Source organism: Mesorhizobium sp. M1A.T.Ca.IN.004.03.1.1, assembly GCF_003997555.1.
GTDB lineage: Bacteria > Pseudomonadota > Alphaproteobacteria > Rhizobiales > Rhizobiaceae > Mesorhizobium.
The window spans coordinates 43,107-68,241 of sequence record NZ_RZTV01000011.1; the positions used below are offsets into that span (position 1 = coordinate 43,107).

General features: G+C 63.7%; 18 protein-coding genes and 2 pseudogenes. 9 read left to right on the forward strand and 11 right to left on the reverse strand.

Going from position 1 to position 25,135, the window contains the following annotated elements; all coding sequences use genetic code 11:
- A partial coding sequence (locus EOD29_RS36550; RefSeq protein WP_206520496.1) for an Ig-like domain-containing protein occupies window positions 1-2,720 on the reverse strand: 2,720 nt, incomplete at its 3' end.
- 324 nt (window positions 2,721-3,044) lie between these two features.
- Between EOD29_RS36550 and EOD29_RS25740 the strand changes: the two genes are divergently transcribed.
- Window positions 3,045-4,046: a transglutaminase-like cysteine peptidase gene (locus tag EOD29_RS25740; protein WP_127248299.1), complete on the forward strand. Its 1,002-nt coding sequence runs from the start codon at window positions 3,045-3,047 to the stop codon at window positions 4,044-4,046.
- 13 nt (window positions 4,047-4,059) lie between these two features.
- Here the strand turns inward: EOD29_RS25740 and EOD29_RS25745 are convergent, their stop codons facing one another.
- The 4 genes from EOD29_RS25745 to EOD29_RS25760 are packed head-to-tail and all read right to left on the reverse strand — an operon-like array spanning window position 4,060 to window position 9,616.
- Window positions 4,060-4,701 (reverse strand): ribbon-helix-helix domain-containing protein, encoded by a 642-nt coding sequence (locus tag EOD29_RS25745; RefSeq protein WP_127248300.1) that lies wholly within the window; start codon window positions 4,699-4,701, stop codon window positions 4,060-4,062.
- Window positions 4,691-5,980, reverse strand: a complete 1,290-nt coding sequence (locus tag EOD29_RS25750; protein ID WP_066989331.1) for an HlyD family type I secretion periplasmic adaptor subunit — start codon at window positions 5,978-5,980, stop codon at window positions 4,691-4,693. The genes EOD29_RS25745 and EOD29_RS25750 overlap by 11 nt, the downstream gene beginning before the upstream one ends.
- A gap of 15 nt (window positions 5,981-5,995) precedes the next feature.
- Window positions 5,996-8,128: a type I secretion system permease/ATPase gene (locus tag EOD29_RS25755; protein ID WP_127248301.1), complete on the reverse strand. Its 2,133-nt coding sequence runs from the start codon at window positions 8,126-8,128 to the stop codon at window positions 5,996-5,998.
- A gap of 30 nt (window positions 8,129-8,158) precedes the next feature.
- The gene (locus EOD29_RS25760; protein WP_095826908.1) at window positions 8,159-9,616 is read right to left on the reverse strand and encodes a TolC family protein; all 1,458 of its coding nucleotides are present in this window, start codon (window positions 9,614-9,616) and stop codon (window positions 8,159-8,161) included.
- A 523-nt stretch (window positions 9,617-10,139) separates the two neighbouring features.
- Here EOD29_RS25760 and EOD29_RS25765 point away from each other — a divergent pair.
- Window positions 10,140-11,480, forward strand: coding sequence for an NAD(P)H-dependent oxidoreductase (locus EOD29_RS25765; protein WP_127248302.1), 1,341 nt, complete (start codon window positions 10,140-10,142; stop codon window positions 11,478-11,480).
- On the opposite strand, the gene proC is transcribed toward EOD29_RS25765, so the two are convergent.
- Window positions 11,455-12,270 (reverse strand): pyrroline-5-carboxylate reductase, encoded by an 816-nt coding sequence (gene proC / locus EOD29_RS25770; RefSeq protein ID WP_127248303.1) that lies wholly within the window; start codon window positions 12,268-12,270, stop codon window positions 11,455-11,457. The two genes, EOD29_RS25765 and proC, sit on opposite strands and share 26 nt — an antisense overlap.
- A 431-nt stretch (window positions 12,271-12,701) precedes the next feature.
- Between proC and folD the strand changes: the two genes are divergently transcribed.
- From folD to EOD29_RS36560, 5 genes and pseudogenes are all read left to right on the forward strand, one after another.
- Window positions 12,702-13,601, forward strand: a complete 900-nt coding sequence (folD, locus tag EOD29_RS25775; protein ID WP_127248304.1) for a bifunctional methylenetetrahydrofolate dehydrogenase/methenyltetrahydrofolate cyclohydrolase FolD — start codon at window positions 12,702-12,704, stop codon at window positions 13,599-13,601.
- A 52-nt stretch (window positions 13,602-13,653) separates the two neighbouring features.
- Window positions 13,654-14,616 (forward strand): GlxA family transcriptional regulator, encoded by a 963-nt coding sequence (locus EOD29_RS25780; RefSeq protein WP_127248305.1) that lies wholly within the window; start codon window positions 13,654-13,656, stop codon window positions 14,614-14,616.
- Window positions 14,617-14,702: 86 nt separating this feature from the next.
- Window positions 14,703-16,364 (forward strand): VWA domain-containing protein, encoded by a 1,662-nt coding sequence (locus EOD29_RS25785; protein ID WP_127248306.1) that lies wholly within the window; start codon window positions 14,703-14,705, stop codon window positions 16,362-16,364.
- A 115-nt stretch (window positions 16,365-16,479) separates the two neighbouring features.
- A pseudogene (locus EOD29_RS36555) lies at window positions 16,480-16,695 on the forward strand (transposase); the annotation flags it as partial.
- Window positions 16,696-16,821: pseudogene (locus EOD29_RS36560) on the forward strand (transposase domain-containing protein); the annotation flags it as partial.
- 51 nt (window positions 16,822-16,872) lie between these two features.
- Here the strand turns inward: EOD29_RS36560 and EOD29_RS25795 are convergent.
- Window positions 16,873-17,877, reverse strand: a complete 1,005-nt coding sequence (locus EOD29_RS25795; RefSeq protein ID WP_127248307.1) for an NADP-dependent oxidoreductase — start codon at window positions 17,875-17,877, stop codon at window positions 16,873-16,875.
- Between the two features lie 107 nt (window positions 17,878-17,984).
- Between EOD29_RS25795 and EOD29_RS25800 the strand changes: the two genes are divergently transcribed.
- A complete protein-coding gene (locus EOD29_RS25800) occupies window positions 17,985-18,881 on the forward strand; it encodes a LysR family transcriptional regulator (protein ID WP_127248308.1) in 897 nt (298 codons plus the stop codon).
- Window positions 18,882-18,974: 93 nt separating this feature from the next.
- Here EOD29_RS25800 and edd read toward each other — a convergent pair whose 3' ends face one another.
- From edd to zwf, 3 genes are all read right to left on the reverse strand, one after another.
- Window positions 18,975-20,798: a phosphogluconate dehydratase gene (gene edd / locus EOD29_RS25805; RefSeq protein WP_127248309.1), complete on the reverse strand. Its 1,824-nt coding sequence runs from the start codon at window positions 20,796-20,798 to the stop codon at window positions 18,975-18,977.
- 64 nt (window positions 20,799-20,862) lie between these two features.
- Window positions 20,863-21,579 carry a 6-phosphogluconolactonase gene (gene pgl / locus EOD29_RS25810; protein WP_127248310.1) on the reverse strand — a complete coding sequence of 239 codons (717 nt, stop codon included), beginning with the start codon at window positions 21,577-21,579 and terminating at the stop codon, window positions 20,863-20,865.
- A complete protein-coding gene (zwf, locus tag EOD29_RS25815; RefSeq protein ID WP_095801102.1) occupies window positions 21,561-23,030 on the reverse strand; it encodes a glucose-6-phosphate dehydrogenase in 1,470 nt (489 codons plus the stop codon). Before zwf ends, pgl begins: the two co-directional genes overlap by 19 nt.
- Window positions 23,031-23,295: 265 nt before the next feature.
- Here zwf and EOD29_RS25820 point away from each other — a divergent pair, with 265 nt between their 5' ends.
- Window positions 23,296-24,042, forward strand: coding sequence for an SDR family oxidoreductase (locus tag EOD29_RS25820; protein ID WP_127214515.1), 747 nt, complete (start codon window positions 23,296-23,298; stop codon window positions 24,040-24,042).
- Between the two features lie 41 nt (window positions 24,043-24,083).
- On the opposite strand, the gene EOD29_RS25825 is transcribed toward EOD29_RS25820, so the two are convergent.
- The gene (locus EOD29_RS25825) at window positions 24,084-24,986 is read right to left on the reverse strand and encodes an SH3 domain-containing protein (RefSeq protein ID WP_127248311.1); all 903 of its coding nucleotides are present in this window, start codon (window positions 24,984-24,986) and stop codon (window positions 24,084-24,086) included.
- Window positions 24,987-25,135: the final 149 nt, after the last annotated feature.

Here is a 25,135-nt window from a genome sequence, read left to right on the forward strand (position 1 = left end):
GAGAGCGTGCCGGTGGCGTTCTGGCCGTCCTGGTCGGTGAGCGAGACGGTCATGTTCTCGAACAGGCTGTTGGTGCCCTGGCCGGCGGCATGCGTCTCGTTGTCGTTGAGCGTGTAGGTGTAGCTGACGACGCCGGTTGCGGCATTGTAGCCGGTGACGTTGAGCGTGTTGCCGAGCGCCGTGGTGAAGGAGCCGGCGCTGAAGACGCCGTTGGTGATGAAGGCGTGGCCGTCGATGCTGAGCGTGGCGATGCCGTCGGGCGAGGCAATGGTGAAGGTGCCGCCCTGGGTGGTGCTCTCCTTGGAGGTGTCGGAGCCGGCCGATTCACCGGCGCCGCGGCTGGCGAGCAGGTCGTCCTCGTTGACCGTCACGTCGCCGCCATTGGCTGCCGGCGTCAGGTCGGTGATGGTCGGCGGCGTGTTGCCGATCGAGATCGTCAGCGTGGTGTGCGAGGTGTCGCCGTCGCCGTCCTTGATGGTGTAGGTGAAGACGTCGTCATGGCCGCCGGCGGTGCCGGCGTCGCGGACATAGGTGTAGGAGCCGTCGGCATTGAGCGTCAGCTTGCCGTAGGTGCCCTGGATGACGGAGCCGACGGTGGCGGCGTTGTCGAGATCGGCATTGGTGTTGCCGGCCGCGACGCCGACCACGGTTGCGCCGTCGGCGCCCTTGGTGTCGGCGCCGGCCGCATTGCCGTCGCTGCCCGCGCCGGTCATGACGTTGCCGCCGATCGAGGCGAACGAGCCCGCAGGCACGGCATCGGTGTCGGCGACCGCGGTCGGCACGTCGTCGACGATGTTGACGGAGAGCGTGCCGGTGGCGTTCTGGCCGTCCTGGTCGGTGAGCGAGACGGTCATGTTCTCGAACAGGCTGTTGGTGCCCTGGCCGGCGGCATGCGCCTCGTTGTCGTTGAGCGTGTAGGTGTAGCTGACGACGCCGGTTGCGGCATTGTAGCCGGTGACGTTGAGCGTGTTGCCGAGCGCCGTGGTGAAGGAGCCGGCGCTGAAGACGCCGTTGGTGATGAAGGCGTGGCCGTCGATGCTGAGCGTGGCGATGCCGTCGGGCGAGGCGATGGTGAAGGTGCCGCCCTGGGTGGTGCTCTCCTTGGAGGTGTCGGAGCCGGCCGATTCACCGGCGCCGCGGCTGGCGAGCAGGTCGTCCTCGTTGACCGTCACGTCGCCGCCATTGGCTGCCGGCGTCAGGTCGGTCACGGTAGGCGTCGAGTTGCCGATCGAGATGGTCAGTGTCGTCGAAGACTGGTTTCCGTCGCCATCCGTCAGCGTGTAGTGGAATACGTCGTCCACCCCGCCCTTCGTCTCCGCGGCGCGGGTGTAAGTGTAGCTGCCGTCCGAGTGCAGCACCAGCGTGCCATACTCGCCGACGATCGACACTCCGGCGCCCGTTACCGTCTGCGCCGATCCCGCGCCGTCCTTGCCATAGGCCGACGTAACGCTCGCGCCGTCGGCGCCCTGGATATCGGCGCCTGTCGCGTTGCCGTCGCTGCCCGCGCCGGTGATGACGTTGCCGTCGATCGACGCGTGTGAGCCCGAAGGCACGGCATCCGTATCCGCAACAGCAGTCGGCGCATCGTCGATGATGTTGATCACGAGGGTGCCGGGAGGCGCGGCATCGCCGTCGGAGTCGGTCACGCCGACCGCGAAGCTCACACTCGTGCCGTCGCCCGAAGTGTTGGTGTTCAGCGTGTAGCTGTAATTGATCGTGCCGGTGCCGGTAGCCGCGTCGAAAGAATAGCTTGCGGTCAGCGAGCCTGTGGCGTCGGTGAAGGTCTGCGCCGCGGAGGTCAGCACATGGCTGCCGAGCGTGACTTGCGCCACGCCGTCCGGCGAGGTGAAGCCAATGGTGCCGGAAGTGGTCTCGGAGGTGTTGGAGTTGTTGCCGGAATCGCCGTCGGCGATCTCGCCGGAACCGGCCGGCAATCCGCCGTGTGGCGGCAGGCCGGCTTCGTTGACGCTCGCTTCGCCAATGGTCCCGATCGACGGCGTGGAGTCCGGCTTAAGCAGGGACGGGAACAGTTCACGGTTCTCCGGCTGTCCGAACGCCAATGCCGTTGGCGGCAAAAGTGCCGACAGACCGAAGCCGTCGCCGATCCCGCCAGGCGGCACCGAGAAGTCTCCGCCGGCGCTGCTTGGCGAGCCATTTCCGCCGGCCGAGATCGAGCCGTCGGCGCCGAAGGCGACATCGACATGGCTGGCTTCGAGCGCGGCGATCAGGGCAACGCGCGGCACCTCGACATCGCCGATGATGAAGGTCGGTACGTTGAGCGCGCCGTCCTTGATGACGATCTCGGCGCCGTCCGGCTGCACCAGCACCAGATTGTGCCCGTCGACCTTGATGTCGTCGATCGAGACATTGGCCGGAAGCTTCACGACATTGCCGGCCTCGGCGTGATATTCATGCGCAACGTTCGAGGCTGCCGTGTTCGGTGCTGGCGCGTTTCCGGCAGGGGCGTTGGCGGCAGGAGCGTTGCCGTCCGCCGCCGGCTTGGCTGTGCTTTGTGCGTTCTGGGCGTTGCCGTCGCCCTTTGCCGGCGCGCCGCTTCCCACATCGACCGGCACAGGTTCGCCTGCCGCTGGTGCCGTCTGGCCGCCGGAGGCCTGGGCGACTTGGACGCCCGAAATGACACCCGAAATCGGCTGTTCGCCGACAGTCGCGTGCTCGTCCGAGAAATTTGAAACGGCGTCGAATTCGATACTGGTCGTCATAGCTCAAGCCCCCTTCGGCATTTCCCGGCAAGAGACATGCGGGGCTCGAACTTTGCAACGTACCTTCAATCTTTTTGATATACTTGAATATGCATGGATTTGCATTTTTTACACTTGGTAAATCGCAACGATATATCCAATTATATATCTTCAGGTGCGCCGCCGAACCGGCTGGGGAGCGCGGCGGCAGTTCGACAAATTCAAGTATAAATTTGAATAAAATTTGAGACAAAGCAGAATAGATTGATTCGTGGAAACTTACCCACCTTCCTTTCCGATAATTTGAGACAAGATCGGTAGCGTCCACAGTCAAAGGTGGGCGTCATGAAAATACAAAAAACTGCCTCGTCGGCGTCGAGGGTCAAGGTTCTGCTGCTGGCAATCGGCCTGGCCGGTCTGCCGAATGCGTCGTCGGCCAGCGCAGTCTCCGTCGCAAGTCCCGCCTCTCAAACGCTGCCTGCGCCGGCCGATCTCGGCGGCGTTTCGCTGGCCAGATTGCAGCCATGGCAGCCTGTTGCCGCGTACCGGGTCGGCGGTGCCGCCAGTGCCTATGCGCCTCTCGAAGTCCGCCCGGCGGCAAGTTCTGCGAGTGGAGAGGCTACCCCCGGCGTCGATCCGATCCGGATCGACCCGATCCAGGTTGACCCGATTCAGACTGGGGCGATCATTCCGGGCGTGTTCGGGTCGGTCGCCTTGTCCATGCGCAACTTCCCGGTCGCCGCGCGCTGGGCGCCTGTCTACAAGGCGATTATCGACTGCACGGCCGGAAGTGCCTGCGATCGTGAGAACGCTGCGTTTGGGGAGATCGTCGGCATTGCAGCCAACAAGGCTTTTCGCGACAAGCTGGACTTCGTCAACAGCAGCATCAACCGGCTGATCGCCTATCGCAAGGACAGCGTCGTCTACGGCAAGCTCGACTACTGGGCGAAGCCGTCGGAGATCCTCGAGCATCGCGCCGGCGATTGCGAGGATTTCGCGATCCTGAAGATGGCGGCGCTGTTGCGCGCCGGGATCCCGGCGCAGAGCATGTCGCTCGTCGTGCTGCAGGATCGCCGCCGGAAATTCTTCCACGCGGTGCTGTCGGTGAGCACCGGAAGCGGCACCTTCATCCTGGACAGCCTCAGCAACGTTGTGGCGATGGACCGCGATCTTCCCGATTATGTCCCGCTCTATTCATTCAGCACCGACCGAGCCTGGATCCACGGCACGAAAGCCGGCGCACAGATCGCCGACATCGCCGGTGGTTTCGCGACAGTGGCGCCCGGCGAAGGCGCTTCGCCCGATGTGACGGTCACGTCGGCAGGCTCCGGTTTCGGAGCGAAGTAGGCGGCTTGCCTCTTCAACCGTTGAAGACGAACGCCATCAACAGCTCCGGCTCTGTGACCGGCGCGCGCACCGCGCTGAGCTGGCCCCTGTAGCGGCGCTCGCCGGCGCCGATGACGAAGCCGGTGGTGACGGGTGTCTCGCCATTGGCGTCGAGCCGGGCAAAAACGTCGACGACGTTGAGGTCCAGCGCCAGCTTGAGGTCCTGCCTGCCGTCGTCGCCCGGCGCGTTCGGCAGCTGGCGCCTGACCAATTGCTGGAAGGGGGCATTGAAGGTCAGGATCTTCTTCGACGAAGACAGCGCGAAGGCGGGCGAGGGGCAGGCGACCAGGATCGCGTTGATGGTCCGGATCGAGGCGAGCTTGCGCAGTTCCATGCTTTCCTCGGCGAGGCCGCGCATGCATGCGACCCGGATGGCCGATGTGAGATTGCCCTGGTCGGGATGATTTTCGGCGATCTCCGCGACCAGCATGCCGATCGTGCATTTGCGGCTTTCGGCCATCTGCTTCAGCGACACCCAGAAAGCGCGCTCCAAACGGATGCCGCGGCGCACGCCGCCACGCGCCACGACGCGGAACTCCGGGCCGAAATCCTCGGCTGCGAGCGGCGGCAGCAGCCGGTCGCGCGGAGTGTCGGGGCGTGCGGCGCTATCGTTCACTCATCGCCTCCTGGCGCGCCTTGTTGATGGGCTTCAATAGATAGTTGAGGATCGTCTTGCGCCCGGTCTTGATATCGACCGAGCAGATCATGCCGGGGATAATCGAATAAGTCTTGCCGTTCCTTTGCAGCGTGGATTTCTCGGTCGCGACGCGCACTTGATAGTAGGGCTCGCCCGTCTTCTGGTCGACCAGGCTGTCGGCGGTGATGTTGGAGACCTTGCCTTCGATGCCGCCGAAGATCGAGAAGTCGTAGGCCGTGACCTTGATCAGCGCGTCCTGGTCCGGCTGGATGAAGGCGACGTCGCGCGGCGAGACCCGCGCCTCGACCAGCAGCGTCTCCGAGGTCGGCACGATGCCGGCCACGACCGCGCCCGGCTGGACGAAAGCGCCGAGCGTGTTGACATCGAGCGTGTTGACGATGCCGTCGACGGGCGAGCGAATATCGGTCCGCGCCACCTTGTCGGTGGCGCCGCGAATGGTTTCGTCCACCACAGAGAGGTCCGCCAGCGCCTGCGTCAAGTCGCTCAATGCTTCCTGCTGCAATTGCAGGCCGAGCTCGTCGACTTGAAGCTGCGCCTCGGTGATGGCCGCCTTGCTCTTCTTGATGGTCTCTCCGGCAAGGTTGAGCTGCCCGCGGAGATCGGTCTGCTCCCGCTCGACGCGAATCTGTTCGGTCCTGGCCATCAGGCCTTTCTTGACCATCGATTCGACGAGCGCCGTTTCCTGGTCGCTGACGGCGAGGCTCTTGGACAGGCGGTCTGAATTGGCGGTTGCCTCGTCCAGTTCCTTCTCGCGCTGATCGAGACGCGACTTCAGCACGGACAGCTTGACTTGGAAGTTGTCTCGGCGCGCAACGAGCAGCTTCTGCTCGTTGTCGCAGATCTCCGGGGCAGTCTTCTGGATGTCGGACGGACAGGGGAACGCGCCCTCGAGATTGCCGCTCTGCTCGAATTTGAGCCTGGCAATGCGCGCCTGCAACGCCCGCGCCTTGGCCTGCTCCTCACCCAGGCTCGAGGTGTTGCCTGTGTTGTCGAGGCGGATGATCAGATCGTTCTTCCTGACGGTCTGGCCAATCTTGACAGCGATTTCCTGGACGACGCCGGCTTCGCTCGCCTGGATGATCTGCGTCTTGGAAGCAGGAATGACCTTGCCGTCGCCGCGCGCGATCTCATCGACCTCGGCAAAGGATGCCCAGGCGGTGAAGGCCACGAACAGTGCCCCTATGATGTATACGGACGCCGAAGCGAAAAGCGGCGGCCGGTCGTCTTTTGCTAACATTCCCCAACGTCCCGGTCAGGCATTCGCCTTTTGCAATGCCTGGATGACTTGTTCCTTTGCTCCGTCCGCGACCACGCGCCCCTGCTCGATGACGATGAGGCGGTCGACTAGCTCCAGCATGCTGTAGCGATGGGTCGACACGATCAGCGTCGTGTTGCGGTCGAACGCCACCTTGAGCTGCCTGATCAACTGCCGTTCCGAGGCCAGGTCCATCGAACCCGATGGCTCGTCCAGGAACACGATTTTCGGTTTGGTCAGCAACAGCCGCGCGATCGCCACGGCCTGCCTCTGGCCGCCCGACAGATTGGTGCCACGCTCGCCGACATTCATGTCGTAGCCGCGCGGATGGCGAGAGACGAAATCGTCGACGCCCGCGGCCTTCGCCGCATCGATGATTTCCTCGTCGGTCGCGTCCGGCGCGGCCATCAGGAGGTTTTCCTTGATCGTGCCCGAAAACAGGTCGCCGGCCTGCGCGACGATACCGACCGCGGCACGAACTTCAGAGGGGTGGTATTGGCGGATGTCGATGCCGTCGAGCAGCAGTTCTCCGGACGTCGGCAGGAACAGCCGGCCGATTAGGCGCCCCATCGTGGTCTTGCCGGAGCCGATGCGGCCGATGACGCCGATGCGCTCGCCGGGGCGGATTGCAATGTTGAGCCCGTTCAGAACCTCGTTTTCGGTGCCTGGATAGGCGAAGCCGACATTCTTGAACAGCATCGCGCCGCTGCGGATCGGCCGGTTGACGAAGCCGACCGTGTCGGGCCGGTCCTCCGGCTGCGACATGATCGTATTGACGATCCTGAGCGACAGCACGGCTTGCCGGAAGCGGGAGAGCGTGATGGCGATCTGGCCGAGCGGCGCGACCGCGCGGCCCGCCAGCATGACCGTGCCGATAATCGCGCCGGTCGAGACCTGGCCTTCCGAGAAGGCATAGGCGCCGGCAACCACCAGGGCGACGGTGACGAATTGCTGGATGGCGCCGGTGATGTTGCCGGCAGCGGCGGAAAGCTCCTTGATCTTCTCCGAGGTGTTGGCGGCGTTCTTCGAGTGCTCGCCCCATTTGCGCAGCAGATAGGCCTCGGCGCGCAGCGACTTGATCGTCTCCAGCGTCGAAATGGACTCGACCAGGAGGGCCTGGCGCTGAGCAGATTCGTTCATCGAGGCGGCGACCCGCTTGCCGATGCGCCTTTGTGTCACCAGACCGACAATGACGGCGATGACGAAGGCAAGTGCCGGTATGATCACCAGCCAGCCGCCAATGGCGTAGATGACCAGCAGGAAGACGAAGACGAAAACCGTGTCGATGAAGACGCTTATGGTATTCGAGGTGAAGAACTCGCGCACGAACTCATATTGTGTGACGCGGTTCGCGTATTCGCCGGTCGATCCCGGCCGCGCCGAAAGCGACGAGTTTAGCACTTTCTCGAACAGCAGATAGGAAATCCTGAGATCCGCCTTGCGCCCGGCATAGTCGATAAGCGAGGCGCGGGCCGTCTTCAGCAACAGGTCGAACAGGATGGCCGCGCCGATCCCGAGCGCCAGCACCCAGAGCGTCGAGATCGCCTTGTTCGGCAGGATGCGGTCGTAGACGTTCATGGTGAAGATCGGCGAGGCGATCGCCAAGAGGTTGATGAAGACCGCCGACAGCACGACCTTCGAGTAGGTGCGCCAGAACGCCCCCATCGTTCCGGTCAGCCAATGGCGTCTTTCGATCCTCGGCGCCGTGCCGACCGTCATCTCCTCGGCGGTGTTGGCATAGGTGATCGAGAATGAGGCGCCACCGCTGATGTAGCTTTCGGCAAGCTCCGATTTGCCGATCGTGGTGCGGCCGTTTTCCTGCGGCGCCGTTAGAAATTGCCCAGTTTCCGTTTCGGCGAGCAACGCAACCGGCAGTTGGCTGGCGCGGAAGACGATGGCCGGAAGATCGACCCGGCCGCGCACGAAATCGCGATGGTTGAACGCCTGGACCTCGAGACCGATCCGTTCGGCCAGATGCCTGATGTCGTCCGGCTCGATCAGCGTGTCCGAAATCGGCACCCCGGCAAACAGCACGGTCTCGGCGCTCGGCCGGCCAAGATAGGCTGCAATCGCCGAGAAGCAGGCTTTGAAAGCCTCCTTGGGCGAGACGATATTAGGTTGCTGATTCACGATCCGCCCCGAAGGACCAGAGATCGATGCTTACATCGGCTGCTTCTTCCTGACCGGCGCGAGGATGTCGAACGGCAGATCGTTCTTCTGCTCCGATGGTGTGCGCGCATAGGTTTCGGTATCGGCTGTCGCCGGCACGCCGAATTCGCTGCGCGCGTAGGCGGCTGCCTGCTTGGCCGGCTGGATGTTCAGCGTCTTCAGCAACTCCCCGGTCGCGGCCAGCAGCCGGTATTGGGCAAACAGCGACGCGTAGGACGAGGTGTCGGCCAGCGTCGCGGTGTTGAAGCGCGTGTTCTGCGCATCGAGCACGTCGAGCAGCGAGCGCTGTCCGACCTTGAACTGCTCCCGGTAGGAAGCAACCAGCCTTTCGTTGGTTGCTGCCTGCAGCCGCAGCGTCTGCGCAAGTTCCGCCTGGCGGAAGCGGCGGTCCCAAGATGTGCGGACGGCTTCCTCGATCTCGCGCAGCACCTGATGCAGCGCGAGGCGCTGCTCGCTGGTGCGGCGGATCTGCTCCTGCTCGTTGGCTTTGTCGATGCCGCCGCGATAGAGATTCCAGCGCAGCACCACCCGAGCCTGCAGGTCGCTGGTGTCGCCGTCGTCGCCGTCGATGTCATAGCCGCCCCGTGCGACACCCTCGGCGGTAATGGTGGGGCCGTATTTCGCCCGCGCGGCGTCGACCAGCGACGCGGCAGCATCGATGTCGCTGTTGGCCATGTGGACGCGCGGATTGTTCTGTCTGGCAAGCCCGATCGCGTCATCGAGCGAGCGCGGCAGCGCGCCGGCCACATCGGCCGGCCGCGACGGGTTGGTCAGCGGCTTGCCGACATTCTTGAAGAAGCGGATCTTGGCCGCTTCCAGTTCCTCGGTCGCCTCCTGCATCCGCGCCTTGGCGGCGTAAAGCCGCTCCTCGGCCTGCTGCCGGTCGGCATCGTTGAGCGCGCCGCCCGCGATGCCTTGCTTGATGTCGCCGAGTATAGACTGATGGAAGCCGAGGTTCTTCTTCGCTTCGGCGACGATCGACGCCTGCAGCATGTATTCGAGATAGTCCTGGACGACGGCAAGCCCGATGAATTCGGACCGTTCCAGCACCCTGAAGGAAGCTCCGTCGACGCGCGAGGCCTGGCGGTTCAATTCGGCCCGTCTCGCGCCACTGTCATAGAGCGTCTGTGAGACGGTGAGGTCCGCTTCGTTCGGATAAAGCGCGTCATGGTCCTCGTCGAGCGCTCGCCGGGAGTCGTTATCCAGACGGCGGACGCCGGTCGACGCTTCGAGATCGACGCTGGGAAGATAGAGCCCTTTCGCCTGGCGCAGCTCGAATTCGATGGCTTCGCGGTTTTCGATCGCCTGCCCAATCTCCGGATTGGATTCGACCGCGACTGCTACAGCTTCCTTGAGCGTGAGTGCGCTGGCGCTTCCGCAAGCCAGCATCGACACCGTCATGGCAAGCGCAAGGCGCCAGCCGACGGTCACTTTACCCGTCCTGGTCATTTCTACCCCGTGACTATCCCCGCGCCTTTTTGTTTTTGTCAGCGCTTATTTCGCCCAAGCCTGCCACCGGAGCTTGCAACGAGTATCTAGCAGATTTTTCGCGGATGGGAGGACTTATTGATTTAGAGCGCTCCAAAAGCACGGATTCCAGCCATTAGTCCCGGCGGATGTAGCAAAAATGGCACAGAAAACGATCTCTCGCCGAGGGCGCCGTTCAGTTGAAACCGACCGCGAACACCATTTTCCCTAAATAAACAGTAAGTCCGCACAAAGGAATCGACCGAGGGGTCGCTCACCGTGCCAACTTTGGCGGTCAGATCGGCACTTGGCACGAACCGCGGGATCCGCCCTTCCTCCGGACATGGCCAAGGCTTTCAAACACCTGAAGGTTGCGGATCGTTGCGGGAAATCTGCGCCGGTCCTGCAAGACGTGCGCACGAAATTGCCATGGGTGGCTGGTTTTGTTGGCAAACGGGGATCGTTCCCTGTATTGCGGGCTGAAGCAAAGCATGGACGTTCTTGTATGACAAATGTCGCCCTGACCGGGCTTGCCCGCGATCTCGCCCGGCGCGCCACCGACGGCCGCCCCGTGCGCATCGGCGTCATCGGTTCCGGCGAGATGGGCACCGATCTGGTGACCCAGGGCATGCTGATGCCGGGCATTTCGATTGCGGCCATTTCCACGCGCCGCCCGCACACGGCTCGCGACGCGATCCGCATCGCCTATGGCGACGATGCAATGGCTGCAGAAGCCGAGACCGCCTCCAAGGTAAGCCAGGCGATAGAAAGCGGCAGGATCGCCATCACCTCGAATGAGATGCTGGTCACCAGCCCGCTGATCGACGTCGTCATCGATGCCACCGGCAAACCCGGCGTCGCCGCCGATTTCGACCTGATGGCGATGCAGCATGGCAAGCATCTGGTGATGATGAATGTCGAGGCCGACGTGACCATCGGCTGCTACCTCAAGCAGCAGGCGGATCGGCTCGGCGTCGTCTATTCGGTCGGCGCCGGCGACGAGCCGTCGAGCTGCATGGAGCTGATCGAGTTCGCCTCGTCGCTCGGTTATACCATCGTCTCGGCTGGCAAGGGCAAGAACAACCCGCTCAATCACGACGCCGTTCCCGACGATTATCGGGATGAAGCGCTGCGCCGGAACATGAACCCGCGCATGCTGGTCGAGTTCGTCGACGGCTCCAAGACCATGGTCGAGATGTGCGCCATCGCCAACGCCACTGGCCTGGTGCCCGATGTTCCGGGCATGCACGGCCCGAAAGCCGACCGTGATCAGCTGGCCAAGGTGCTCATCCCGCGCGAGGACGGCGGCATCCTGTCGAAGAAGGGTATCGTCGACTACACGATCGGCAAGGGCGTGGCGCCTGGCGTCTTCGTCATCGTCGAGGCGACGCATCCGCGTGTCGTCGAGCGCATGGACGATCTCCATGTCGGCCACGGCCCTTATTACAGCTTCTTCAGGCCGTACCACCTGACCTCGCTGGAGGTGCCGCTGACCGCAGCCCGCATCATGCTCTACGGCAAACCCGACATGGTGCCGCTGCCTACACCGGTGGCCGAGGTCTGCGCGGTCGCCAAGCGCGACCTCGCCGCAGGCGAGATCTTCGACGCCATCGGCGAGACCTGCTACCGCTCCTGGACCATGACGGTCGCCGAGGCGCGCGCCAGCCGTGCCGTGCCGGTCGGACTGCTTGAAGGCGGCAAGGTGCTGAAGCCGGTCAGGAAGGGCGAACTCCTGACCGCCGACAACGCTGCGCCCGACAAGACGACCAAGCTATTTGCCCTGCGCCAACTGCAGGACGAGATGCTGTATGGCGTCAGGACTACTTCCCCAGCTCTATCGATCTGAGCCGCGCCGCTTCCACCGCGTCGGTCAAAAGCTTCGTCAGCCGGTCTTCGCCCATCAGCACTGCAAGCGCTGCGGCGGTCGTGCCGTTCGGGCTGGTGACCTGCTGGCGCAGCACGCCCGGCTCTTCATCGCTTTCGGCGGCAAGCGAGGCTGCACCATAGACGGTCTGCAGGGCGAGCACTTTGGCTGTCTCGGCCGGCAAGCCGGCCTTCTCGGCGGCGACCGTCAGCGCCTCGATGAAATGGAAAATATAGGCCGGGCCGGAACCGGAGACCGCGGTCACCGCGTCCATCAGGCTCTCGTCGTCGATCGTCGTCACGACACCGCTCGCCGACAGCAGCTCGGCGGCGAAGCGCCTGACGTTGTCGGGAACGAGCGGGTTGGAAAACACCACCATCATGCCCTTGCCGATCGCCGCCGGCGTGTTCGGCATGCAGCGCACGATCGGCGCGAGCCCGCCCAGGATCTCCGCGAAGGTCGCGACCGGCGTGCCCGCGGCGATGCTGACGAAGGTGGTCCTGCCGTCGCCGAAGCGCTTGTAGCTTGCCGTCACATCGCGGATGACCTGCGGTTTCACGGCGATGACGACGAGATCGGGCATGGCATCGGCGGGAATTGCGGATGCGTCGGCCGCGGCGCCGCAACCAAGATGTTCGGCTCGCCTGCGCAACTCGGCATTGGGCTCGACCACGAACACCGCCGACGGCTCGAGCTTGCCGGATTTCAGCCAGCCAGAGAGCATCGCGTAACCCATATTGCCGCAACCGGCGAGAACGAGCCTGATGGTCATCGAAACCTCCGCAAAGAGGGCTCTCCTTAGCCGCTCGCGCGGTTGCGGAAAAGTCCAGTCTCAAGGAGATCGATCGGCCAGATCAGTCGGGGCGGCGAGCCGAGAGAGGTCGCAGCGACACTTGTCGTAGGCCAAGCACGCTGCGGCCCTGCCGGCGATTCCGCGAGGCGGTGCGCGATCTGACCGAAAGCCGCTCGCGCCGCAGCTATTTCTAAAATACCCCGTCTTCGCTAAAAGCGGCCTTCGATAAGAGCAGCCGGTTTCGGGTTTACGGCATCCGACGACGTTTTGACGGGATTGCCCTGTCGAATTTTCGTGAAAATGCCGCGCGGCATTTGACCGCTTGCGCGCCGCGTTCGCGTGCCGACTGCTGGATTGAGGATCAGGGCTGCGTGCCAAGCGTGGCCGCGCAACAGTGTTGAAGGTGAATGATGGCCGAAGTGATCGACGGGAAGAGTGTCGCCGCAGACGTGGTATCGAAGGTCAAGGCGCTGACCGCCGAGCTTTCGGCCAAGGGCGCGACCAGGCCCGGTCTGGCGGTGGTGATCGTGGGCGAGGATCCGGCAAGCCAGGTCTACGTCGCCTCGAAGTCGCGCACGGCCAAGGAGTGCGGCTTCCATTCGCTCCAGCACACGCTGCCGGTTGAGACGACCGAAGAGCAGCTGTTGAAGACCATCGGCGATCTCAACGCCGACCCGTCGATCCACGGCATCCTTGTGCAACTGCCGCTGCCCGGCCATATCGATGCCGGCAACGTCATCCAGACGATCGCGCCGGAAAAGGATGTCGACGGCTTCCACTTCATCAATGTCGGCAAGCTCGGTACCGGCGAGCTCGAGACGGCGTTCGTGCCCTGCACGCCCGCCGGCTCGATGCTGTTGATCCAGCGCGTGCGCGGCAAGGACCTTTCCGGCCTCAATGCAGTCGTCGTCGGCCGCTCCAACATCGTCGGAAAGCCGATGGCCAATCTGCTGCTCGCCGCTAACTGCACCGTCACCATTGCCCATAGCCGTACCAAGGACCTGCCGGCGCTGGCGCGCACCGCCGATATCCTGGTCGCCGCCGTCGGCCGTCCAGAAATGATCAAGGGTGATTGGGTGAAGCCCGGCGCCACCGTTATCGATGTCGGCATCAACCGCATTCCGGCGCCGGAGAAGGGCGAAGGCAAGTCGCGGCTGGTCGGCGACGTCGTCTATGCCGAAGCGGCCGCGGTCGCCGGCGCCATCACGCCGGTCCCCGGCGGCGTCGGACCGATGACCATTGCCATGCTGATGGCCAACACTGTAGCTTCCGCCTACCTCGCGGCCGGATTGAAGCGGCCGTCCTTCTGATCGGAAAGCAGCATCCTTGCCGAATCTTACTGCTCCTGTTGAACGGCCGGTCATGGGCGATCCCGTTCAGGGCGGTCGGCAGTTCGGCTTCCTGCTGGTCGACAAGTTTTCGATGTTCTCGCTGGCGGCGGCGATCGATTGCTTCCGCTCGGCCAACCGTCTGCTCGGCCGTGATTATTACGGCTGGACGACGATATCGGCAGATGGCGACGCGGTCATGGCTTCCAACGGCCTTCCGCTCAAGATCGACTATTCAGTCGCCGACATGCCGCCGGTCGATATCCTGTTCGTCTCGGTCGGGCTCACCACCGAGTTCCCCGGCAAGAGCAAGGTGCTGGCGGCGCTGCGCAGCTGGGGCCGCCGCGGCAACGCGCTCGGCGCGCTCTCGGTCGGCTCCTATCTGCTCGCCGAGGCCGGCCAGCTCGACGGCTACCGCTGCACTATCCACTGGGAAAACCGCGCCGGCTTCATAGAGCGTTTTCCGGACATCAACTGCACCGGCAACGTTTTCGAGATCGATCGCAAGCGCTACACCTGCGCCGGCGGCACCACCTCGATCGATCTGATGCTGGAGATCGTGCGCGGCGATTTCGGCTCCAACCTCGCCAATGGCGTCGCCAACCAGTTCCAGCACGAGCGCATCCGCTCGGCCGGTGACCGCCAGCGCGTCGGACCTGAGCGCGACCTCACTGGCAAGTCGGAGAAGCTGAGACGTATCGTTGAGCTGATGGCCGACCATCTCGATGAGCCTTTGTCGGCGGTGCAGCTTGCCAAGTCGGCGGGCCTGTCGGTGCGCCAGGTCGAGCGCCTGTTCCTGCGCCATCTCAACGTGACGCCGGGCCGCTACTACATGCGGCTCAGGCTCGAGCGGGCGCGCGAATTGCTGCGCCAGACCAATATGCCGATCCTCGACGTCGCGATCGCCACCGGCTTCACCTCCCACTCCTATTTCGCGCAAAGCTACCGGCTGCAGTTCGGCCGTCCGCCGTCGGAAGAGCGCCGAACCACCTATTGAGCGACTTGCCGGCCATCGGACTTGTCTGCAAAGCCCGGCTCAAATAGCTTTCCCGGCGCGGACGGGGGTTCACTCAGGAGATTTTCATGGCGGGACTGGCACGGAGCGTTGCTGCGGCGATCCTCCTTTTGTCGATGACCACCTTTGGCTTTGCCGCCAACAAGGTCATCATCATTCTCGATGCATCCGGCTCCATGTGGGCCCAGATAGACGGCAAGCCGAAGCTCGAGATCGCGCGCGAATCGCTGCGCACGGTGCTGCAGTCGGTGCCGGGCGACGACGAGATCGGCTTCATGGCCTACGGGCATCGCCAGAAAGGCAGCTGCGCGGACATCGAGCTGATCGTGCCGCCGCAGGCGGGTTCGGCGAGCGCGATCTCGGCGGCCGCCGACAGCATGAAATTCCTCGGCAAGACGCCGCTGACGGCGGCCGTCAAGCAGGCCGCCGAAGCGCTGAAATACACCGAGGACAAGGCCACGGTCGTTCTCATCACCGACGGTCTTGAGACCTGCGGTGGCGATCCGTGCGCGCTCGGCAAGGAGCTGAAGGAGACCGGCGTCGACTTCACCGCCGACGTAGTCGGCTTCGGCCTGACCGCCGACGAAGGCAGGCAGATCGCCTGCCTCGCCGAGAACACCGGCGGAAAATACATCCAGGCCTCCGACGAGAAGGCATTGCAGCAAGCGCTGGTCGAGACCGTCGCGGCGCCGGCGCCCGTGCCAGAGCCTGCTCCGGCCCCGGCGCCGGCGCCTGCACCCGAACCCGCCAAGCCTGAATTCAACTTCACGCCGAGCGTCGTCATGGCTGAAGGCGGCGATGCCATCACCGACGGCAATGCCTGGGAGATCTACAAGGCCAAGTCCGACGGCTCGCGCGGCGATCAGGTCATGACCGAGTATGGCGAGCTCAAGATCAATCTCGAGCCGGGCGATTACATTGTCGTCGGTCGCGCCGACGAGGCAAGGAGCGAGCAGAAGATCAAGATCGAAGCCGGCCAGACCTACAGCCCGTTGTTCACGCTGAACGCCGGAACCTTGGTTATCCACCCGCATGCGAGCCAGGGCTCGGAGATCAGCGGCGAGGCGCGTGTCGACTTCGCCTATCCGGGCGGCAGCACGACCCACTATGGCGACACCAAGGCCACCGTGCCCGCCGGCGAGCAAAAGGTGACGGTGCAGATCGGCGCCGGCACGGTGACCGAAACCATCCAGCTTGCCGCCGGACAGACGGTCGAGAAGGATATCGTGGTCGGCGTCGGCCATGCCGTGCTTAACGCCTACTACACCGCCGGCGGCGACAAGGCCGACAATTCCGGCATCGGCTTCGAGATCGTCAAGGCGAAGAAGAAGATCGACGGTTCGCGTGAAAGCGTGGAGCACTCCTACGGTCCGGACAGCAAGTTCTGGCTGCCGCCGGACGACTATGTCGCGCTAACCACGCTCGATCTCGCCGTTGTCGAACAGCCCTTCAGCATCAAGGCCGGCGACAACCAGGATGTGAAGGTGGCTCTCGGCGCCGGCGTGCTGGGAATGTCGGCGCCCGGCGCCTATTCGATCGAGGTGTTCTCGTCAAAGAAGGATGCTGAGGGCAAGCGCAAGTCGCTCAGCCTGACCTATGGCGACAGCTGGCAACAGACTATCCCCGCCGGCGACTATGTCGTCGTGCGGCACATGTCCGATCAGGGCCAGGACAAGGAAATGCCGGTGACGATCAAGGCCGGTGAGCGGAGCGAGATCACCGTTCAGTAGGCATCGCCGTCCGCAAACGAACGAAAAAGGGTAACCGCTGTTTTGCCCCCCACGTTGCCCGCTGACGCCTGATCTGTGATCAAGGTTCCATGGATGAGCGAGAAGCAGTTTCTCCATGGACACGACATTGGAGGTTCTCACGACACGGCGGGGCCGACGTGAGGCGCATCGCCAATGGCCGGATAAGGTCAAGGCACAGATCGTTTCGGAGGGCTTGCGTCCGGGCGTGACGGTGAACGAAGTAGCGGAGCGCCACGGGCTGGAGGCCAACCATCTGTCGTCCTGGCGAACGCTGGCCCGGCAGGGCAACCTAGTTTTGCCTGCGCCAGAGGAGATCTGCAAACTCAATGCTGTTGACCCGCAGGCCTACTTGACCACCACGCTTACCGCCATCGTCAACGGCCACAAGCGGAGGCGGATCGATGAGCTGCTGCCTTGGAACGATCCGCTTGAGTAACGCGTGCACAAAAATCGGGCCGGGCCGAAGCGGACAACCCTGGTTAGAGCGTCATAGCTTGACCAGTTGCTTGCCGAAGTTCTCTCCCTTCAACATCCGAACGAAAGCGTGGGGCACGGTCTCGATCCCTTCCGCAACATCTTCCCGTGTCTGAAGCAGTCCCTGTTTGTACCATGACAGCAGATCGGCAATCGCGGTCTCGTATTCTCCTTCGTGGTCGTCGAGCAAGAACCCTTCTATCCGCGCACGGGTGATTAGTGTCCTTCTGAGATGCCTGACACCGATATCTGGTTGGTCAAACCGGTTGGCCAAGGCAATAGTGCCGACAATCACCACTCTGCCAAAGATGTTGAGGTTTAACATGGCTGCATCGTGAATCGGCCCGGCGGTGTTGTCGATAAAGACATCGACGCCGCTAGGGCATGCGGTGGCGACATCTGCCGCGAGATCAGCGGAGCGTCGATGATTGACGCCAGTCCGATATCCAAGCTCCCTGCACCATTCCAGCTTCTCGTCCGAGCCCGCAACAGCGACTGGGTCGAACCCTTTGATCCGCGCGATCTGTCCCGCAATCTGCCCCACAGCTCCTGAAGCGGCAGAGATCAACACCGTTTCCCCCACCTTCGGAGTTGCGGTTTTGAGGAGGGCAAAGTAGGCGGTGAGACCGGGCATGCCGAGATAGCTCAGTACGGCCTGAATCGGAGCGTCGGTTGTCGTCACGGGCTTGGCTGACGCGGCCGGGATCACGCTGAACGGCTGCCAACCAAAATGATCGCTCATCACGAGGTCGCCTGGCTTGAAGTCTGGAGACTCAGACGTAATTACCTCGCCAATTCCGCCGCCACACATCAGGTCGCCAATTCTAAAACCAGCAGCATAATTCTTCGCGGGGCTGATCCGACCGCGCACATAGGGATCGACGGAGAGCCACAGAGTTTTCACCAGCAGCTCACCATCCGCGGCATCGGGAATTGAACGCTCCTCCAGGCTCCAGTTCTCGACGGAGGGCATTGCGGAAGGGTAGCTGCGAAGTATCCAGCTAGGATTTTTGGACATGTCCATCTCCTCAATTTGAGCGTTCGCCCCATTGATGCATGATTTCGGCTTCCGTGTTAAAGAGCGCACGGTGAGAGACATTATTTTGAATTTCGGAAGAATGGCGGATGGATATGATCGAGGCCATGAAGGTGGCCGTGGCAGTCGCCAGGCATAACAGCTTCTCTTCTGCGAGCCGGGATTTGCGCCTTTCCGCTGCCTCGGTAAGCCGCATTGTGGCGGACTTGGAGGCCGATCTCGGCGTACGTCTCTTTAACCGCACCACCAGGCAGATCAATCTGACGGATGCCGGGATGGAGTTCGTGCAAAAGAGCACCGGCCTCCTGGAGGAGCTTGATCAGATGCGGAGCGCAGTACGCGAACGCCACGAAACTCCTCGCGGCCAACTCCACGTCTCCTGCGTAACGGCCTTTGGTAATGAGTGCCTGGCACCAGTGGTTCCTGAGTTCGTGCGACGGTTCCCGCAGCTCGATGTCTCAATCGACCTTGGCAATCGTTTGGTTGATCTCATTGGCGAGCACTTCGATGTCGCCATCCGGGTAGGACCGTTGAACGATTCATCCCTGATTGCGCAGAGGATTTTCACGCAGAGGATCGTGTTCGTCGCGACACCCCAGTTTTGCCAGCAATATGGGACACCCAGGACCTTGGACGAGATCAGAGCGTGCCCATCCGTTACTCAGGTCAGCGGGGAATGGGGGCGCGTTCATAAGTTTTCGCATCAAGGAAAGGTCATTGACTTCGAAGTGCCGCAGCAATTGACAATGAACTCAGCGCGAGCGGTGAGAAACGCCTGCCTAGCGGGAGGGGGGTACTCCCTCTTGGGCGATTTCATGGTCGCCCAGGATATAGCGGAGAACCGCCTCGTGCGGCTGCTGCCGGATCATGAACCCATGGAGCAACCGATCTTCGCCTTCTACGCTCAGCGACGTCACACCCCACGTAAAGTCAGGGTGTTTATTGACTATTTGGCGGAGGTCTTCAGTGGCAAGAATACCTCGTGAGACCTCTTGTCTAGGTGCCGATGGCACACCGCTTACGACAAAGGGCGGCTCCGAGCGGCGGCACCGAGCCGCTCTTTTTTTAGCAGATTGAGGTTAGGCATTTGCGAAGGCGGCGGCGCCGTGGTCGGCGCGGCCAACCAGTTGGCGAAAGCCGGCGAACAGCTCGCGGCCGAAGCCGAACTCGTTGCCGATCAGGTCGGCATCCGCCGTGCGGCGCAGCGCGAACTCCGTTCCCGGCACCAGCACCTCCAGCGTGCCTGCGTCGGCGTCGAGGCGAATGATGTCGCCGTCATGGATCCTGGCGATCGGCCCGTCCTCGACCGCTTCCGGCGTCACATGGATCGCCGCCGGCACCTTGCCGGAAGCACCCGACATGCGCCCGTCGGTCACCAGCGCGACGCGCTGGCCGCGATCCTGCAGCACGCCGAGCACGGTGGTCAGCTTGTGCAGTTCCGGCATGCCGTTGGCCTTCGGCCCCTGGAAGCGGATCACAGCGACGAAGTCGCCGGTCAGCGTGCCCGACTTGAAAGCTTCGTTCAGCCCCTGCTGGCTGTCGAACACCTTGGCCGGCGCCTGGATGACGCGCCGTTCGGGCTTGACCGCAGAGGTCTTGATCACGGCATGGCCGAGGTTGCCGGCAAGCACCTTCAGTCCGCCGGTCGGCTGGAACGCCTTCTTGAACGGCGCCAGCACCTTCTCATCGCCGCTCTCGAGCGGCGCCGCTTCACGCACGACGCTGCCGTCGGCGCCGAGCTTTGCCTCGACAGCATAGGGCCGCAGGCCTTCGCCCCAGACCGTCTGCACGTCCTCGTGCAGCAAGCCTTCGTCGAGCAGCTCGCGGATCAGGAAGCCGAGCCCGCCGGCGGCGTGGAAATGGTTCACGTCGGCGAGTCCGTTCGGGTAGACGCGGGCGAGCAGCGGCACGGCCTCCGACAGGTCGGAGATGTCCTGCCAGGTAAGCGAAATTCCGGCTGCCGCGGCCATGGCGATGAGGTGGATGGTGTGGTTGGTCGAGCCGCCGGTCGCGTGCAGGCCGACCACGCCGTTGACGATCGAGCGCTCGTCGATCATGCGCCCGACCGGCGTATAGGCATTGCCGAGCGCGGTGATCGCCAGCGCGCGCTTCGCCGCCTCCCTGGTCAGCGCGTCGCGCAGCGGGGTGCCCGGGTTGACAAAGGAGGCGCCGGGCGTGTGCAGGCCCATGATCTCCATCAGCATCTGGTTGGAATTGGCGGTGCCGTAGAAGGTGCAGGTGCCCGGCCCGTGATAGGATTTGGACTCCGCCTCGAGCAGCTCGGCGCGGCCCGCCTTGCCCTCGGCGTAGAGCTGCCGGACCTTGGCCTTCTCGTCGTTCGGCAGGCCCGACGTCATCGGCCCGGCGGGGATGAAGACCGCCGGCAGGTGCCCGAAGGTGAGCGCCGCGATCACCAGCCCGGGCACGATCTTGTCGCAGACGCCGAGGAAGACGGCGGCGTCGAACATGTTGTGCGAAAGGCCGATCGCCGCTGCCATGGCGATCACGTCGCGCGAGAACAGCGACAGTTCCATGCCTGGCTGGCCTTGCGTCACGCCGTCGCACATCGCCGGCACGCCGCCGGCGACCTGGGCGATGCCGCCCGCCTCGCGTGCCGCGTCCTTGATAAGCGCCGGAAAGGTCTCGAACGGCTGATGCGCCGACAGCATGTCGTTGTAGGAGGTGATGATGCCGAGGTTGGGCACGCGATCGCCGCCGAGTGCCACCTTCTCCGATGGGCTGCAGACGGCAAAGCCGTGGGCGAGGTTGCCGCAGGAGAGCACCGCGCGGTTGGCGGCGCGTCCCGACGCCTCCGCGATGCGGCCGAGATAGGCTTCGCGGTCGGCTTTCGAACGTTGGCGGATGCGTTCCGTGATGGCTTCGATGTCGCGTCTGGCTGTCATGGCTGGTCCTTTCGGGCCCCGGAAACGTCCTCCCACAGCCTCCGGGGCTGTTCCTTTGCTGAAATCAGGGTGCCCAGAACACCTCTACCGGTATCGGCGCCGCCTCGAGCACGTTGCGGACGGGCTTTTTAATGCCCGCTCCCATCGCGCCGTCGAAGGCGATGCGCTTGTCCTCTCCCTCGATGTGGAGCGCGATGAAACCGGCGGCAACGATCCGCGCCATCGACAGCGTCAGCCGCGGCTCGCCGGCGCTTTGCGCATGCACGGGCAGCACGATGCGCGGTGAGGACGGGTCGATGAGCTCGGCGAGATTGCGGGCATCGGGAAAGAAGGAGGCCGTGTGCCCGTCGGCACCCATACCAAGCACCACCACATCCAGAGGCCAGGGCAATGATTGCAGGACCTCGCTGTCCGACGCCGCTGCTTCCTCGATGCTCGCCGCCTCATGGTAGAGCGGCACGAAGCGCGCTGCCGCTGCCTTGTTCTGGAGCAGGTTGGCCGCCACCAGCCCGGCATTCGAGCGCGGCGAGGAGGGCGGCACGAAACGTTCGTCGACCAGCGTCACGGTGACCTTGTCCCAGGCGATCGGGATTAAAGAGAGCGCGGCGAAAAACTTTGCCGGCGTCGTGCCGCCGGATACGGCGAGGAATGCGGTGCCGCGGTCGGTGATCGCCTTGGTCAGGCGGGCGGCGACGTGGCCGGCAAGGGCCGCCGCCAGCTGCTGGCGGTCGGCAAAGCCGTTCCAGGCGTAAGCGGCCCCGCTCAATTGCTCTCGTGCCATGTCCGTCCGTCACGTTCGATGAGCGCGATGGAGGCCGACGGACCCCAGGTGCCGGCCGTATAGCCCTGCGCTTCCTGCCTGGCGCTTTCCCAGGCGTTCTGGATCGGATCGATCCACTTCCAGGCCGCCTCGACCTCGTCGCGACGCATGAACAGCGTCTGGTTGCCGCGCACCACATCCATGATCAGCCGCTCGTAGGCGTCCGGCGCGCGGCTGTGGAAGGATTGCGCGAAGCTCATGTCGAGCGAGATCTGGCGCAGCCGCATGCCGCCCGGCCCCGGATCCTTGATCATGATGTACTGCTTGACGCCTTCGTCCGGCTGCAGCCTGATCACCAGCTGGTTGGCGAAGATCGGCCCGGCGCTGTCGCCGAAGATGGAATAGGGGATCGGTTTGAATTCGATGACGATTTCCGAAACGCGGGTCGCCAGCCGCTTGCCGGTCCTGAGATAGAAAGGCACGCCGGCCCAGCGCCAGTTGCCGATCTCGGCTTTGAGGGCGACGAAGGTCTCGGTGTTGCTGTCCTTGCCGAGCTCCTCGACATAGCCCTTGACCGGCCCGCCGGCGGAGGCGCCGGCGCGATACTGGCCGCGCACCGTGTGCTTCGGCGCCTCGTTGCCGTTGATGCGCTTCAGCGCCCGCAGCACCTTCAGCTTCTCGTCGCGCACGGCGTCCGCGTCCATCGAGGACGGTGTTTCCATGGCAACCAGGCAAAGCAGCTGCAGGATGTGGTTCTGCACCATATCGCGCAGCGCGCCGGCTTTGTCGTAGTAGGTGACGCGGTCCTCGAGACCCACGGTCTCGGCCACGGTGATCTGCACATGATCGATATGGGCGGAGTTCCACAGCGGCTCATAAAGCGCGTTGGCAAAGCGCAGCGCCATCAGGTTCTGCACCGTTTCCTTGCCGAGATAGTGATCGATGCGGAAGATCTGGCTTTCGTGGAAATCGTCACCCACAGCGTCGTTGAGCGCCCGTGCCGAGGCGAGGTCACGGCCGATCGGCTTCTCCAGCACGATGCGCGAGTTCGGGGTGATCAGCTTGTGTTCCTTGAGCTGATGCGAGATGTCGCCGAACAGCGCCGGCGCCACCGCGAGGTAGAAAGCGCGGATGCGGTCGCTGTCGCCGATGGCCTTCTTGAGCTTGTCGAAGCCGACGCCGGAGGTGGCGTCCGCCGAGACATAGGAAAGCCGAGCAAGAAATGTGTCCAGTTCCTTCGGCTCGATGTCGGCCGGATTCACATGGTCCGATATCGCTTTCTTGGCGAAGGTCTGGAACTCGGCATCGCTCATCTTCGCGCGCGACGTGCCGATGATGCGCGTCGGCTCCGAAAATTGGTGGTCGCGCTGGCGGTGGTAGAGCGAGGGCAGAAGCTTGCGCTCCGATAGGTCGCCGGTACCGCCGAAGATGATGAAGTCGAAAGGTTCGACAGGGATGATCTGGCTGGTCATGGTCAGTCCGGTTTGATGCCGCTAGCCGGTAGCGGGGCTGATATATTCTAATCGATTTAAATCGTCCAGTGTCATGGTGTCACATCCGGGACCAATCGCTGGACAATCGATTGGGCCCAAATGCGGCCTTGACACTGGCGCCGCCGGGAGGCTTGTCGGCAAGCAACAGCTTTCCGGAAGCGTTCGCGCCTGCAACATAGAACCTGAATGTGACGAAAGCTAAGGGAGAATGGCGACCGCCAGCCCTTCAATGATGGGAAAAACCATGCGTCTGCAAAACAAGGTTGCCATCATCACCGGCGCGGCGTCGGGCTTCGGCGAGGGCATGGCGAAGCGCTTCGCCGAGGAAGGCGCGCGCGTCGTGGTTGCCGACCTCAACGCCAAGGGCGCAGCGCGCGTGGCGAAGGAAATCGGCGACAACGCGATCTGGACCCAGACCGACGTCTCGCAACGCTCCGAATTCGACGAGATGGTTTATGCCGCCAAAAGCGCCTTCGGCCGCGTCGACATCATGGTCAACAATGCCGGCTACACCCATCGCAACGGCGACATGCTCGGCGTCGACGAGCAAACCTTCGACCTGATCACCGCTGTCAACATGAAGGCGATCTATCATGCCGCGCTTGCCGTGGTGCCGATCATGGACCGGCAGGGCGGCGGCGTCATACTGACCACGGCTTCGACAGCCGGCATCAGGCCGCGGCCGGGCCTCACCTGGTACAACGCCTCCAAGGGATGGGCGATCACCGCCACCAAGTCGATGGCGGTCGAACTCGCCCCGAAGAACATCCGCGTCAATTGCCTCTGCCCGGTCGCCGGCGAGACCGGCATGCTGGAGAAGTTCATGGGCGCCGACACGCCGGAGATCCGCGAAAAATTCCGCGTCTCTATCCCGCTCGGCCGGCTGTCGACGCCGCTCGACATCGCCAACGCGGCGCTCTGGCTGGCTTCGGACGAGGCGGCCTTCATCACCGGCGTGGCGCTGGAGGTCGACGGCGGGCGCTGCATCTGAACCGACGTCGCGGCGGCGTCAGGCCGCCAAGAGCGACCAGATCAGGCGCCGGTCTTGACGAAGCTCTTGTAGATCCAGCCGCGTTTGCCGTTATAGACGATCTCGCACCATTTTTTGCAGCTCATCACCTGCACAGCTGACTTGGCAGGCACAGTGACGATCGCGGCGGCGCCGTTCTTCGGGCCGGAACGCATGGTAACAGCCCTCAGGACGCGTCCATTGGTGCCAGTGCCGGCGTTTTCGGGCTTCGGCTCGTCCTGTGCCGCATCCTCGGGTGACGCCGGCTGGGCCTCGGCAACTTGGGGCTTCGCGTCCGGGATGGCGGCGGTCTGGGCCGCATCCATTTTGTCGTCAGGCTTTTTTGCGTCTGCCGGTTGGGCAGCCGCCGGCGCTGGCGCCGCGACCTCAGCCAGGGCGGCCGAAGCATCGTTTCCGGACCCGGATTCGGCGAAGGCGGCAACCGCCGGTTTGTCGTTCTGCGTCGCCGGCTTCTCCGCTGCCTGAGCGGATGAGGCCGGCGGAGCATCCGCCGCGGGCGCGGGTTCACCAACCGTGCCGTTCCAGCGGGGATTGTTGGAAGCCAGTGCCGGGATGGCGGCTTCCCGGGCCGCAGTCATGGGCGAAACCGCATCGGCCTTGCGCGCCGCTTGCGGCGCGGCGGCGACACTGACAGAGCTCGCCGCGGCCGGGGCGATTTTCTTCGTCTTGACCGGGATCGCGGGGACGGTCTGCTCCGTTTTCGCGATCGCCTGCCGCTCATTGGCCGGCAAGGCCAGCCAAAGCGCCACCGCCGCCACGCCAAGCAGCGCCGCGGTGCCGACGGCCGCGATCACCAGATGCGCGTTCGACTGCAGGCCCTGCCAGAACGAGGGCCGCATGTCATAGCCGAACCGCACGGCAAAGTGCCGTCGTTCCGGCGCACCGAAACTGAAGGGCTCGTTCACCTAAACCACCTCCAACAACCGGGCCGACGTTCTTTCGATCTTGCCGCAAACCATTCGCGGCTGATCGGCATCGGTCCCGAAATTTCCAGCGGGCAGGCCCGCGCAAATCCCCGTCTTATCGCCCAGAACCGGCATCTTTTACCGCCGAT